Annotated in this window: 12 protein-coding genes; 2 read left to right on the forward strand and 10 right to left on the reverse strand. The window is 70.5% G+C overall.

The window, feature by feature from the left end; all coding sequences use genetic code 11:
• Positions 1-38: 38 nt before the first annotated feature.
• The 8 genes from rhaI to EP757_RS28075 all read right to left on the reverse strand — a co-directional run bounded on the left by rhaI (position 39) and on the right by EP757_RS28075 (position 8,488).
• Complete coding sequence (gene rhaI, locus EP757_RS28040) at positions 39-1,190, reverse strand: L-rhamnose isomerase (RefSeq protein WP_127550972.1); 1,152 nt, start codon at positions 1,188-1,190, stop codon at positions 39-41.
• On the reverse strand, positions 1,187-2,257 hold the full coding sequence (locus EP757_RS28045) for an ABC transporter permease (protein WP_127550974.1): 1,071 nt from the start codon (positions 2,255-2,257) through the stop codon (positions 1,187-1,189). Before EP757_RS28045 ends, rhaI begins: the two co-directional genes overlap by 4 nt.
• On the reverse strand, positions 2,254-3,246 hold the full coding sequence (locus EP757_RS28050) for an ABC transporter permease (protein WP_127550976.1): 993 nt from the start codon (positions 3,244-3,246) through the stop codon (positions 2,254-2,256). Before EP757_RS28050 ends, EP757_RS28045 begins: the two co-directional genes overlap by 4 nt.
• Complete coding sequence (locus EP757_RS28055; protein ID WP_127550979.1) at positions 3,243-4,748, reverse strand: sugar ABC transporter ATP-binding protein; 1,506 nt, start codon at positions 4,746-4,748, stop codon at positions 3,243-3,245. The genes EP757_RS28050 and EP757_RS28055 overlap by 4 nt, the downstream gene beginning before the upstream one ends.
• The gene (locus EP757_RS28060) at positions 4,748-5,779 is read right to left on the reverse strand and encodes an autoinducer 2 ABC transporter substrate-binding protein (RefSeq protein WP_127550981.1); all 1,032 of its coding nucleotides are present in this window, start codon (positions 5,777-5,779) and stop codon (positions 4,748-4,750) included. The genes EP757_RS28055 and EP757_RS28060 overlap by 1 nt, the downstream gene beginning before the upstream one ends.
• A 413-nt stretch (positions 5,780-6,192) precedes the next feature.
• Positions 6,193-7,155: a DUF3618 domain-containing protein gene (locus tag EP757_RS28065; RefSeq protein WP_127550983.1), complete on the reverse strand. Its 963-nt coding sequence runs from the start codon at positions 7,153-7,155 to the stop codon at positions 6,193-6,195.
• Positions 7,152-7,571, reverse strand: coding sequence for a phage holin family protein (locus tag EP757_RS28070; RefSeq protein WP_127550985.1), 420 nt, complete (start codon positions 7,569-7,571; stop codon positions 7,152-7,154). Before EP757_RS28070 ends, EP757_RS28065 begins: the two co-directional genes overlap by 4 nt.
• Before the next feature lie 146 nt (positions 7,572-7,717).
• Positions 7,718-8,488: an inositol monophosphatase family protein gene (locus EP757_RS28075; RefSeq protein WP_127550987.1), complete on the reverse strand. Its 771-nt coding sequence runs from the start codon at positions 8,486-8,488 to the stop codon at positions 7,718-7,720.
• Between the two features lie 140 nt (positions 8,489-8,628).
• Between EP757_RS28075 and EP757_RS28080 the strand changes: the two genes are divergently transcribed.
• Entirely contained in the window at positions 8,629-10,233 is a 1,605-nt protein-coding gene (locus tag EP757_RS28080) for a serine/threonine-protein kinase (protein ID WP_127554476.1), read from the forward strand.
• A gap of 1 nt (position 10,234) precedes the next feature.
• On the opposite strand, the gene EP757_RS28085 is transcribed toward EP757_RS28080, so the two are convergent.
• Both EP757_RS28085 and EP757_RS28090 read right to left on the reverse strand, forming a co-directional pair.
• A complete protein-coding gene (locus EP757_RS28085; protein ID WP_232050039.1) occupies positions 10,235-10,801 on the reverse strand; it encodes a Uma2 family endonuclease in 567 nt (188 codons plus the stop codon).
• A gap of 56 nt (positions 10,802-10,857) precedes the next feature.
• Positions 10,858-12,189, reverse strand: coding sequence for an aminotransferase class I/II-fold pyridoxal phosphate-dependent enzyme (locus tag EP757_RS28090; RefSeq protein ID WP_127550991.1), 1,332 nt, complete (start codon positions 12,187-12,189; stop codon positions 10,858-10,860).
• A gap of 60 nt (positions 12,190-12,249) precedes the next feature.
• On the opposite strand from EP757_RS28090, the gene EP757_RS28095 reads away from it, so the two are divergent.
• Positions 12,250-13,737 (forward strand): CoA-acylating methylmalonate-semialdehyde dehydrogenase, encoded by a 1,488-nt coding sequence (locus EP757_RS28095; RefSeq protein WP_127550993.1) that lies wholly within the window; start codon positions 12,250-12,252, stop codon positions 13,735-13,737.
• Position 13,738: the final 1 nt, after the last annotated feature.

Consider the following 13,738-nt stretch of genomic DNA (forward strand, 5'->3'; position numbering starts at 1 on the left):
ACCCATGGTGCGCCGCGCCACCCGATGCGCGCCGGGTTTTAGGCGCCCCATCCCGCTTGCGTGCCACCGATGCGCTCGCTCGCGGTCTTCTCCCCGTACCCCGAGGCGAGGTAGGCCGCCACCGGATCGCGCGGAAGGCCCCGCGCCTCGCGCCGGTCCGCGAGGGCCGCGCGGACATCGGTCTCGTAGGCGTCCATCAGGATCGCGTTCGCACCGAGCACGTCACCGGCGCGCTGGGCCGCCGCGAGCGCCTCCTGATCGATGAGCAGAGCCTTGGCCAGCGCCTGCTCGACGTTGAGGACCGAGCGGATCTGGCCGGTGATCTTGTCCTCGATGTTGTGGCACTGGTCCAGCATGAAGTTGACCCCGGACTCCGGCCGGTGCCCGCCGACCGCCACGATCTCGGACAGGATCCGGAACAGCTGGAACGGGTCGGCCGCGCCCACGATCAGGTCGTCGTCGGCGTAGAAGCGCGAGTTGAAGTCGAACGCGCCCAGCCGGTTCTGCCGCAGCAGCTGCATCACGATGAACTCGATGTTGGTGCTCGGCGCGTGGTGACCGGTGTCGAGCACGACCGTGGCCTGCTCGCCGAGGGCCAGGCAGTGCAGCAGCGAGGTGCCCCAGTCCGGGATGTCCATGCTGTAGAACGCCGGCTCGAACAGCTTGTACTCGAGCAGGATCCGGTGGTTCGGGTCGAGCGCGTCGTAGATCGTCCTCAACGACTCGGCGAGCCGCTCCTGCCGGCCGCGCAGCGAGTCCTGACCGGGGTAGTTCAGGCCGTCCGGCAGCCAGATCTTCAGGTCGGCCGAGCCGGTCTGCCGCATCACGTCGATGCACTGCAGGTGGTGGTCGACGGCCTTGCGGCGGACCGCGGCGTCCGGGTGGCAGAGCGACCCGAGCCGGTAGTCGTCCTCCTGGAAGAGGTTGGAGTTGATCGCGCCGATCCGGACGCCGTTCTCCTCCGCGTGCCGCTTCAAGGCCGACCAGTCGTCGACCAGGTCCCACGGGATGTGCAGCGACACCCGGGACGCGAGCCCGGTGAGCTTGTTGACCTGTGCGGCGTCCGAGATCTTCTCGTACGGGTCCCGCGGCACCCCCTTGGTCGTGAAGACCTTGAACCGGGTGCCCGAATTGCCATAGGCCCAGCTGGGAACCTCGATGCTGAAGCCGTCGAGTCCGTCGAGATTCATTGGGCGCCTCCGTACTTGCGGTTGGTGAGCCCGTTCAGCAGCGCCGCGAAGACGAGGACCGCGCCGAGGGCGAGGAGCTGGTACTGCGAGCCCTCGTTGCCGACGAAGGCGAGCAGGATGCCGGCGTTGAGCCAGACGATGAGCAGGGTGGCGAGCACCACGCCGGCGACCCGGCCGATGCCGCCGGTGATCGCCACACCGCCGAGGACGGCGATGGTGATCGCGGGCAGGGCCATGCCGTTGCCGGAGACGCCCGCGTCGGGGCGGGCCGAGGCGAACTGGGCAACGGTCACCACGGCGACCAGGCCGGAGATCAGGCCCGCGTAGACGTACGCCTTGAACCGCGTGTCCCGGACCGGGAGACCGGCCCAGCGGGCGGCCACGTCGTTGGTGCCGATCGCGTAGAGCCGGCGGCCGTACGCCGTCCGCGCCAGCAGCAGCCAGACCGCGACCACCGTGGGCAGCAGGAAGGTGAAGATGCCCAGCGGCACGTCCGGGATGTACTGCCCGATGATCGGCAGCTCGACCGACTTGCTCAGCGAGAAGAGCTGCTGGATCGGCTCGGTGCTGATCGGCTGCTGGTTGTTGATCACGATGGCGATCGACTTGTACGCGTAGAACGTCGCGAGCGTCGCGATCAGCGCCGGGAATCCGATGTAGGAGACCAGGAAGCCGTTCACGGCGCCGAGCAGCGCCCCGAAGCCGGCGGTCGCGATGATCGCCAGCCAGAGGGGCCAGCCCCACTCGCCGTACGCGAACCCGAAGATCATGCCGGCCAGGCTCACGATGGCGCCGACGCTCAGGTCGATGCCGCCGCGTCCGGAGAGGATGACCAGCATCTCCGCCAGGCCGAGCATGGCCAGCGGGACCGCGCTGATCAGCGACGCTGACATGTAGTCGAAGTCGTAGGGGGCGGTCAGGTAGCCGCCGGCGTCGTTGATGAAGAACGTGACGACGACGATGACGATCAGGACGGCGAGCAGGGGGATCCGCTGCGTCAGGAAGAGTCGCGTCAGATCCGTTCTCTCACGCTTCCGCGTGGGCTTCTCGAGCGTGTCCGCTGTCATCGCGACCTCCTCGCACGTGCCCGCAGCAGGTCGGCGCCGACCGCCACGATGATGAAGATGCCGACGAACAGGTCGGACAGCTGCGAGCGCCAGCCGAGCTGGGTCACGCCGGACGACACGGTCTGGACCAGCAGCGCGCCGAGCAGGGTGCCGAGCACCGAGCCGCGGCCACCCATGATCGAGGTCCCGCCGATGACGACGGCCGCGATCACGGCGAGCTCCTTGCCGGAGCCGACCGACTGGTCCAGCGTGGACGTGCCCTGCGCGATCACGAAGCAGGACGCGAGACCGACCAGAACGCCGGTGATCACGTAGGCGAGCAGCACCCGCCGCTGCACCCGGACACCGGCCAGGCGGGCCGCCTGCGTGTCACCGCCGATCGCGAAGAAGTGCCGTCCACCGGCGGTGTGCCGCAGCCACCACCAGGCCGCCGCGGTGATCAGGATGGTGACCAGGAACGCGTGCGGCACGCCGAGCGTGCGCCCCTCCTGGCCGCGCCCGAAGAACGCCAGCGTGGCCGGGATGCCGTTCACCGTGCCCGAGCCGAAGATCTGCAGGCCCAGCCACATGAAGAGGTTCGCCGTGCCGAACGTGATGATGATGGCGTGCACCCGGCCGTAGGCGATCAGCACGCCGTTGACCAGGCCCAGCGCCGCGCCAGAGAGGACCGAGATCAGCACCGCGGCGCCGAGGTTCACGTCCGCGTTCACCAGCACCTTGGCGGTGATGACCGAGCAGACCATGATGGCGGCGCCGACCGAGACGTCGATGCCACCCGTGATGATCACGATGGTCATTCCCACGCCGACCAGGGCCACCGGGGCGGTCGCCACGAGCAGCGGCTGGATCGAGCCGGCCGTCAGGAACGCCGGGGTGCTGACCGCGAGCGCGGCCCAGAGCACGGCGATCACGCCGACCAGGACGATCTCCTGGCCGGTGACCGGGCTCGGCAGGACCTTGGTCCTGGCGCGCTCTTTCAACAAGCTCATTCACTGCCTCCCGCGGCCGCCGCCAGCAGGTCGACCTGCTTGGCGTCCGGTCCGAACTCCTCCGTCGTCGTGCCGCCCCGCACCACCTGGATGCGGTCCGCGATGCGCAGCGCCTCCGGCAGGTCCGACGTCACCACGAGCACCGCGGTGCCCTCCTCGGCCAGCTCGGTGATCAGGCGGTGGATCTCCTCCTTGGCGCCCACGTCGACGCCCTGGGTCGGCTCGGCGAGGATCAGCACCTTCGGGCGCTCCACCAGCTGCCGGGCCAGGACGACCTTCTGGGCGTTGCCGCCGGACATCGCGCTGATCGGCTGCCGCTCATGAGGGGTACGGACGGCCAGCCGCTTGATCATGTCGAGCGCGACGGCCTTCTCCCGCGCCCGGTCGACGAACATCCCGAGCTTGGACAGCAGCTTGAGGTGACCGGCCGAGATGTTGAAGGCGATCGACTGGAAGCCGAACATGCCCTCGACCTTGCGGTTGGCGGGGAGCAGGGCGATGCCCAGCTTCTGGGCGTCTTCCGGACTCCTCGGATTCGCCGGGCTCGCATCGATGCGCAGCTCGCCTCCGGTGGCCCGGTCCATGCCGTAACAGCAGGCCGCGATCTCCGAGACGCCACTGCCGACCAGCCCGTAGAGGGCCACGATCTCGCCGGCCTTGACGCTGACGTCGACGTCGGAGAACTTCCCCTCCCGGGTCAGTCCCTTGAGCTCCAGCACGGCCGGCCCGTCCGGAACCTCCCGATGGGGCCGGGCGTCCGAAAGCTCTTCACCCACCATCAGGTGGGCTATCTCCCGTACGCTCAAATCCTTGATCTGATAGGTCCCGATCGTCCGGCCGTCGCGCATGACCGTCACCTCGTCGGCGATGCGGAAGAGCTCGTCCAGCCGGTGCGAGATGTAGATGACGCTCACGCCCGAGGCGGTCAGGCGCCGCACCACGTCGAAGAGCACCTCGATCTCGGCGTCGGTCAGGATCGCCGACGGCTCGTCGAGGATCAGCACCTTCGCGTCGCCGGAGAGCGCCTTCGCGATCGAGACCTGCTGCTGCTCGGCGATGGAGAGGTCGCCGACGGTGGCGGTCGCGTACTTCGCCGGGAGGCCGAGCAGCTCGAGGAGCTCGACGACCTTGGCGTTCTGCGCCGCCCAGTCGACTCGTCCGCGCTTCTTGAGCTCCTTGCCGAGGAAGATGTTCTCGGCGACCGTCAGCTCCGGGAAGAGCTGCGGCTCCTGGTAGACGGTCGCGATCCCGAGAGCGATCGCGTCCGTCGTGGAACCGATCTTCACCGGGCTGCCGTCCCACTCGATCTCGCCGGTGTCGGAGGTCTCCGCCCCGGCGACGATCTTGATCATCGTGGACTTGCCGGCGCCGTTCTCGCCGACCAGGGCGTGCACCTGGCCCACCTGGACGGTGAGGTCGGCGTGCTGAATGGCCCGAACCGCGCCGAACCGCTTGGAGACAGCGGTCAGGCGCAGCCGGGGCTTCGTGATGGTGTCGGTCATCAGTAGTTGAACTGGTCGACGTTCTGGTCGGTGATAGCGAGCGCCGGGCCGAGCAGCAGCATCTTGTCGGCCTCGGTGTAGGCCACCGCGGACAGGTCGCTGGACACGTTGTTGGTCGCCGCGAACGGCTTGCCCTGCGCGAGCTGCGCGCCGGCCCAGGCGGTCAGGTAGCCCAGGTTCTCCACGTCCCAGAGGATCGCGGCGGTCGACGACTTGTCGGTCAGGTACGGCTTCATCGCCTGCGGCGTGCCGAGACCGACCGTGAAGACCTTGCCGATCTTGCCGGCGTCCTTGACGGCCTGCGCCACACCGGGCGCCGACGAGGTGCACTCGCCGACCAGACCGGTCAGGTCCGGGTGGGCGTTCATCAGGTCGGTCGCCATCTGCGTGGCCTTGGCCTGGTCCTCACCGGCGTAGACGATGTCCACGATCTCGGCCTCGGGGTACTTCTCCTTGGTGTACGCCTTCTGCACCTCGATCCAGGAGTTCAGGTTCTCGGCGGTCTGGCCGCAGGAGACGATCGCGTACTTGCCCTTGCCGCCCATCGCGGTGAGCAGCGAGTCGGTCAGGCCCTGGCCGATGCCCTCGGCCGTCGCCTGGTTCACGAAGACCTCGCGGACGCTGCTCGGCGCGTCGGTGTCGGCGGTCGCCACGTGGATGCCGGCGTCCTTCGCCTGCTGCAGGAGCGGGGCCATGCTGTCCGGGTCGTTCGGCGCCACGATCAGGGCGTCGACCTTCTGCTGGATGTAGGAGCGGACGATGTCGGCCTGCGCGGCCGCGTCCGCCTGGGTCGGACCCTGGTAGAGCCACTCGACGTTGCCGAGCGCCGCGGCGGCCTCCTTGCCGCCGGCGTTCATCGCCTCGAAGTAGGGGACACCCTGGAGCTTCGGGACGAAGGCGACCTTGTATGTCTTGTCGCCGCTCGCCGCAGCGCCGGTGCCGGTATCGGTGTCGTTCTTCTTGGTGCACCCGGTGAGAGCCAGTGCGGCCGTCGCGGTCAGAGCGACGGCGGCAGTGAACCGAGGACGCATGACGCCTCCAGATAAAGACAAACTTGAAACGTTCTAGCGGGGGTGTGACTCACGTTACGATCCTGTTAGCGCTGGGTCAAGAGTTGAGGACCTATGTGCTTGACGCGGTCGTGGTGAGAGCGCGGTCCCGTTGCTTGCGGGCATGGTGAGACGTTTCAAAGCGAGGGCTCCGGAGCGGTCGTGGTCACGCTCGCGGGCGGCGATCCGCCCACCCCACCCGATCACAGCATCCGAACCATCACAGCCCGGTCCCAGCACCGTCCCAAATCCGCACCGCGTCGGGCGCCCGGCCGTGGTTCACCGCTGTCTCGAGGCCGCGCCGGCCGGGGTCCGGCTCACCACCAACGATCCGGCACGACGATGGGCCCCGGCCGGAATCAGTCCGGCCGGGGCCCATCCTCCAAGATCTGCCGTCAGCGAGCCTTCCGGATCAGCACCACCCCGATGGCGGCGGCGGCCACAGCGGCGCCGAGCATCGCGTACCGCCGCGGCTCCTCGGCCACCCGCCTCGGCACGTCGGCCACCAGCCGGGGCACCTCGGCCACGCGCCGCGGCATCGCCTCGACGGCCGCCCGCGCCTGCTCCACGGTCTCCGCGGCGGCCTCGGCCACGTGCGTGCCGGTCTCCGCGCTCGCCTGCCGCACCCTTCCCGCGACGTCCGCTTTCGCGGCCAGCGCCGCGGCGGTCTGCCCCATTTCGGTCCGGGTCCGTGCGATCTCGGCCTTCAACTCCCCGGTACGCCCGGAGCCCCCGCTCTCATCCCCTCCGGAATCATCAGCGCCACCACCCGGTGTCCCGGAGTCCGGGGACTCGGGCAACGGCACCGACCCGGTGGTCCCCGCCTTGGCCGGCTCGGCGGGGGTGGTCCCCGCCTTGGCCGGCTCGGCAGGGGCAGCCCCGGGCTTGGCCGGCTCGGCAGGGGTAGCCCCGGCCTTGGCGTCAGGTCGAGCAGAGGCCCGAGCCTCCTCCGCCCGCAGCGAAGCCACCAGCGCCTCCCCGACGGTCTCCGGAGCATGCTTCCCGCCGTCCGGGGCCACGCTCGTGGGCGCGGCCATCCCACTCGAAGGTTTGCCGGTCGCGGCCGGTCCCGGGCTCGGTTTCCGTCCGGCAGCCGGCGGCGCCTCCCCGCGGGCCGGCTTGGCGGGTCCGGGTCCGGTCCGGTTCTGGTTGGGTGGCGGCGCGGGCTTGGGTCCGCCGGGCTTGGAGCCGTGCTGTTTGCCGGTACGCCCCTGCGCGGACCGGGCCGTGGCGTTGACGCTCACCCCGCGCTGCCCGCCACCCCGTGCCCCGCCGTTTCCACCGGAAGAGGAGCCGGGAGAGGAGCCGGAAGAGGAGCTCGAAGAGGAACCGGACGAGGAGTCACCGGTAGCCGTCATGACTGCCTCCCCTGGCGAGCCGCCGTCATCAGCGTGTCGACGTCCCGGCGTCCGCTGGCCATCGCTGCCTGGGGCGTGGGCGGCACCGCCTCCTGCACTTCCTTCTTGCCGATGAGCGCCGCGATCCCGGCGGCCGCGAAGAGCACCACGGTCACGATGAGAGCGGCCGCCCACACCGGCATGACCAGGGCCAGGGCTGCGCCGGCGGTGACGAACAGGGCGCCCAGCCCATAAGCGGCGATCACCCCGGCGCCGCCGAGGAGGCCCGCGCCCTTCCCGGCCTTCTTGCCCTTCTCCATCATCTCGATCCGGGCGAGCGCCAGCTCGTCGCGGACCAGCGTGCTCACCTGTTCGCTGAGCCGGCTGACGAGTTCAGCCGTGGAGGCCTGCTCGCTTCGTGCGTCAATGTGGGTCATCGTCCCCTCCGTCCTGCACGTCTTCAGGCAGTTCACGTACCCCTGCGAATCCCGACTAATCGCCCCCACCCGGCCGAGCGTTTCAAGCTAGGTTCCTAGGACGCCGACAGGCGGCGTGGCCGGGAGTACCGGGCGGAGATGCGGGACTACCAGGCGGCGCGGACCAGCGAAACCAGCGCCTCATGCGTCGATCGGTCCGCGGCCACCAGCAGGCCCTCAGGACCAGAGTGCAAGGGCTGCCCTTGTACGCCGGTGACGACGCACCCCGCCGCCTCGCACACCGCGATCCCCGCCGCGAAGTGGACGTTCTCCGACACGGGTCCATAGGTCACGTACGCCGCGCGGCGCCCGGCGGCGACCCACAGCAGCGCGAGCGTCGTCGACAGCACCCGCGGCCGGAAGCGCCCGGTGAAGCCGGGCGCGGACAGCAGCAGCGCCGGGTGGCGGGGGAACGGCGGGTCCAGGTTCACGTCGACCAGCGCGGAGTCCGGGGACGGGCGGAGTCGCCGGTCGCGGCCGTCCGCCCGTACGAGAGCGGAGATCCCGTCGGTCCAGAAGATCTCGCCGCTGAAGGGGTCCGCGGATGCCGCCACGCCGGTGGGGGAGAGCGCGACGTTGACGGCGACGAGGGGGTTGCGGACGGCGTAGTTGAGGGTTCCGCACAGGGGGTCGACCAGCCAGCGGCGCCCGGACGTGTCCGGGCCAGAGCTGCCGGACTCCTCGCCGGTGACCGCGTCGGCCGGCCGGTGGTCCCGCAGAACCGCAAGGATCGCCTGCTCAGCGGCGATGTCGGCCTCGGTGGCGAAGTCGCCGCCGGACTTGGCGACCCGGTCCATGTCGGTGCCGTAACGACCCCGGACGACTGCCGCACCCGCCGTGGCCGCAGCGATGGCGACCTCATGATCGTTGAGTGGCACGACGGCCACCGTAGGCCCGCCCGTCAAACGCTGGACGGGCGTCCGGAGAATAGGGTCCGCCGGGATGGGCCCGGTTCACGACACGCGTGCCTGCCCCGGCCCACGTTGGGGACGCGCGCGGAAGGGGTATGACGAAACCTATGCCCGATGCGCCGACGATCCTTGCCGAGCGGTACCGGCTGGGCGAGCTGCTGGGCCGCGGCGGCATGGGTGCTGTGCGCCTGGCCCGCGACGAGACCCTGCAGCGCGATGTGGCGATCAAGGAGATCGATCAGCCACCGGGTGAGGAGGGTGGCGCCGCTGCCCGGCGCACGCTGCGGGAGGCCCGCGCCGCGGCCCGGCTCAGTCATCCCGCCGTGGTTCAGGTGTACGACGTCCTCCAGCTGGACGGCCGCACCTGGATCGTCATGGAGTACGTCCCGTCCCGCTCGCTGAAGCAGGTGATCGCCGACGACGGCCCGCTCGACCCGGCCAGGGTGGCGCGGATCGGCCTGGAACTGCTCGGCGCGCTGCGGGCCGCGCACCGCAACGGCGTCGAGCACCGTGACGTGAAGCCGGCGAACGTGCTGCTCGCCGACGACGGCCGGGTGCTGCTCACCGACTTCGGCATCGCCGCGATGGACGACGACTCGGTGATCAGCCGGTCGGACGTGGTGGTGGGTTCGCCGCACTTCATGGCCCCGGAGCGCGCGCGGGACGGCAAGAGCGGCCCGGAAGCGGACCTGTGGTCGCTGGGCGCGACTCTCTACGCCGCTGTCGAAGGCCATTCCCCGTACGAGCGATCGTCGACGATGGCGACGCTCACCGCGCTCGCGACGGAGGAGCCGGAGCCGGCCGCGCACGCCGGGCCGCTCGCGCCGGTGCTGGAGGGGCTGCTCCGGAAGGACCCGCGGCGGCGGCTCGGCATCGAGGACGCGGAACAGCTGATGCGCGCCGCGGCCGACGAGACGGGTGCTCTGCCCGTACATCCGCGAGAAGAGCGACAGGCGACGGCGCCGCACATCCCCGCCCAGCGCACCATGCTCGATGTCGCGGGTGAGGCCCGCCGGCGCAATCCGCGCCTGCTGGCCGTGCTCGCCGCCGTCCTGCTCGTGATCGCCGGTACGGTGGCGTTCGCGCTGACCCGCCCGGACGGCGAGAACGCGGCCCAGCAGGAGCCGGCCCCGACCACGACCGCCGCCGGCACCCCGGCGGCCCAGCCTCCGGCCGCCACCACGACGGCCGCACCGAGCCCCAGCAGCGTGCCGTCGTCGGCCGCGCCGTCGTCCCCGGCGGCGAGCAGCAGCAGCGCGGCGGGCGGGCGCCCGGCGATCCCGGCCGGCTGGAAGGACTACAAGGACAAGACGGGTTTCTCGGTCTACGTGCCGGAGGGCTGGTCGAAGTCGCAGCGCGGCACGATGGTCTACTTCCGTGGCGACGGCCGGGTGCTCGGCATCGACCAGACCGACCAGCCGAAGTCGAACCCGGTCAAGGACTGGCAGAGCCAGTCGGAGTACCGCGTCTCACGCGGCGACTTCCCGAAGTACGACGAAATCAAGATCGAGTCGGTGAAGTATTTCCGCAAGGCCGCCGACTGGGAGTTCACCTTCAACCGCGGCGGCACCCGGGTCCACGTCAACAACCGGGGAACCGTGGTCGCCGACGACAAGGCCTACGGCTTCTACTGGGAGACCAAGGACTCCGAGTGGGACACCGCCCGCAAGGACCTCCAGCTGGTCTTCGACAGCTTCGTCCCGGCGAAGTGACTCAGAGGTCCAGCAGGTCGTCGACGTCGATCGTGACGGCGAGGGGATCATCCAGGGTCAGGGTGGTCCCGCTCGCCGCCACCGCGTGCTCGACATAGGCGTCCCCCTTCAGGCGGAGCAGCCGGAGTGTGAGCGACTCGTAGTCGGGCATGTCCGGTTCGACGAGCAGGTACCACTTGATCCCCGCGGCGGCGTAGAGCTGCCGCTTGAGGAGGCGGTCAGCGGTCGCGTTGCCGGGGGAGATCACCTCACTGACCAGCAGTACATCGGCGACGTCGGTCGTGCTCACCACCCGGGGCCCTTTGACGACGATGAGGTCGGGCCGGAGGATCGTGCCCGGTTGCAGACGGACGTCCAGGTCCAGCCGCACCCGGAGCCCGAGCGTTCGTGCGGCGGGTTTGAGCGCGATGCCGAGTTGCAAGCTGATGTCCTGGTGCGGTCCGTTAGGTGAGGGGCTCACCCAGAGGCTCCCGTCGACGAGTTCGATCTTGTTGGGGGTCTCCCCGAGCGCGAAGAAGTTCTCCTCGGTCCACGGCTCGGTTCGGATCGGCAGCGTTCCCTCGCTCATGGGCAGAGTGTCGCATGCGGTCATGCCGTTCACCGTCGCACGCCTAGTAGCATGGGTCAACGGGGGATCGACGGCGCTGCCGCGCGCGCAGCCCTCGCGAGCTGCGAAGACACGTCGGCGTGGTCGGTGGCGACGAGACCGACTGTCACCCGGAGGTGTGGCTGTCCGGCCGGTCCGACGGCGAAGGCGGTGCCCGCCGCCGCCCCGATGCCGGCGCTGGCGAGGCTGAGCAGCGCCGCCTGCTCGTCCTCGACCGGCAGCCAGATGTTCAGGCCCTCGCCCGGTGGCAGGACGATGCCGGCCGCGGCCAGGCCGGAGGTGACGAGGCGGCGGCGGCGGGCGTACTCGTCGCGGGCCGCGCGGACGGCGGCGATCGGGGCCGGGTCGGTGAGCAGGCCCAGCAGCAGGTGCTGGAGGAGGCGGCTGGTCCAGCCCTGGCCGAGCAGCCGGCGCTCCAGGATCGGGTCGAGGACGGTCGCCGGGCCGCTCACCGCCGCCAGGCGCAGGTCCGGGCCGTGGGATTTGGAGAAGCTGCGGACGTGCACCACCTGGCGCGGCAGGTGTTCGCCGAGGGAGCAGAGCGGCCCGGAAGCGAGGTCACCCGCGGAATCGTCCTCCACGACGTACACCTGCGGGTGTTGCGCGAGGACCTCGGCGAGGGCGCGGGCCCGCGACGGTGACCACGACGCGCCGGTGGGGTTGAGGGCGCGGGGCTGCAGGAAGACGGCGGCCGGTCGGCGGGCCAGAGCCGCGGCGAGCTGGTCCGGGAGCATGCCGGAGGCGTCGGTGCCGACGCCGATGACCCGGACGCCGAGGACTTCGAGCAGGTCGAGCAGCGGCGGGAAGCAGGGGTTCTCGACCACCGCGAGATCACCGAGGCGGAGCAGCGCGGACGCCACCTGATCGACGGCGTCCATGGCGCCGTCGAAGATCGCGAGACGGTCCGGCGGATAGGGCCACCGCTCTCGCAGGAGCGCTCCCAGCGCGGGCAGCACGGGCTCGTCGAGGTACGACGACGGCGCGGGGGAGAGCCCGTGCAGCGCCGGGATGGGCGGGAGCAGCGCGGGATCCGGCACGCCCGTCGACAGATCGAGGCCGAATCCCGGGGTACGCCGCAGAGCCGCGCGGTACCGGCCCGGCCCGCCGGTACCGGCCGTCGCCACCACGGTGCCCCGGCGGCCGTCCGTCCGGATGGTTCCGGCACGGCGCAGGAGCTGCCACGCTGCGTTGACCGTGCTGGGGGAGAGGTGCAGCTCGGTCGCGACGGTCCGGACCGGTGGCAGTCTCGCGCCGGGGGCGAGCGCGCCGTCGCCGACCGCGCGGCTCACCGCCTCGGCGAGGCCGCGGGCGCTGGGGTCGCTGAGCCGTTCCATGACCGCGTCGAGCATTTTTGTGACAGTACATTTCAAGGATTGTTCGGTCCAGGGTCGTCACATAATCTCTGGCCCATGAGTCACATTGCGCACTGGATCTCCGGAGCCTCGGTCGCCGGCACCTCGGGCCGGGTCGGCCCGGTCTTCAACCCCGCCACCGGCGAGCAGATCGCCACAGTGGATCTCGCTAGCGCCGCGGAGGTGGACGCCGTCGTCGCGGTCGCGAAGGAGGCCGCCCAGGAGTGGCGCTCCGCCTCGCTGTCCAAGCGCAGCGCGGTCCTGTTCAAGTTCCGCGAGCTGCTCGCCGCCGGCGTCGGCGAACTCGCGGAGATCGTGACGCGCGAGCACGGCAAGGTGCTCTCCGACGCGGCCGGCGAGATCGCCCGCGGCCTGGAGAACGTCGAGTTCGCCACCGGCATCCCGAACCTGATGAAGGGCAGCTTCTCCGAGCAGGCCGCCACCGGCGTCGACGTCTACTCGATCAAGCAGCCGCTCGGCGTGGTCGCCGGCATCACCCCGTTCAACTTCCCGGCGATGGTGCCGCTCTGGATGTGCGCCACCGCGATCGCCGCCGGCAACGCGTTCGTGCTCAAGCCGAGCGAGAAGGACCCGTCGGCGTCGCTCTTCCTGGCGCGGCTGTGGAAGGAGGCCGGCCTGCCGGACGGCGTCTTCAATGTCGTGCACGGCGACAAGGAGGCGGTCGACGCCATCCTGGTGAACCCGGACATCGCCGCGGTCAGCTTCGTCGGCTCGACGCCGATCGCGAAGTACATCTACGAGACCGGCACGTCGCACGGCAAGCGCGTGCAGGCCCTCGGCGGCGCGAAGAACCACATGATCGTGCTGCCGGACGCCGAGCTCGACGCGGCCGCCGACGCGGCGATCAGCGCGGGGTACGGCGCCGCCGGCGAGCGGTGCATGGCGATCTCGGTCGTGGTGGCGGTCGGGGACATCGCGGACCCGCTGGTCGACGCGATCGCGGCGCGCCTTCCCAAGATCAAGATCGGCGACGGTACGGACCCCGGCTCCGAGATGGGACCGCTGATCAGCGCGCAGCACCGTGACAAGGTCGCGGGTTACATCGAGGCCGGCGCGACCGAAGGCGCCACCGTGGTCGCCGACGGCCGTTCCCAGGAGCTCCCGGAAGGCGGCTTCTTCCTGGGCGCCACGCTGCTCGACAACGTGACCCCGTCGATGACCGTCTACACCGACGAGATCTTCGGCCCGGTGCTGAGCGTCGTCCGGGTGGGCACCTACGCCGAGGCGGTCCAGCTCGTCAACGACAACGAGTACGGCAACGGCACCGCGATCTTCACGCGGGACGGCGGCGCGGCCCGGCAGTTCCAGTTCGACGTGAACGCCGGAATGGTCGGCGTGAACGTGCCGATCCCGGTCCCGGTCGCCTACTACTCGTTCGGCGGCTGGAAGGCGTCGCTGTTCGGCGACACCCACATGTACGGCCCGGACGGCATCCACTTCTTCACCCGCAGCAAGGTCGTCACGTCGCGCTGGCCCGATCCGGGGACTTCGTCGATCGACCTCGGTTTCCCGCAGACTCGATAAG

The sequence above is a fragment of the Actinoplanes sp. OR16 genome (assembly GCF_004001265.1).
Taxonomy (GTDB): domain Bacteria; phylum Actinomycetota; class Actinomycetes; order Mycobacteriales; family Micromonosporaceae; genus Actinoplanes.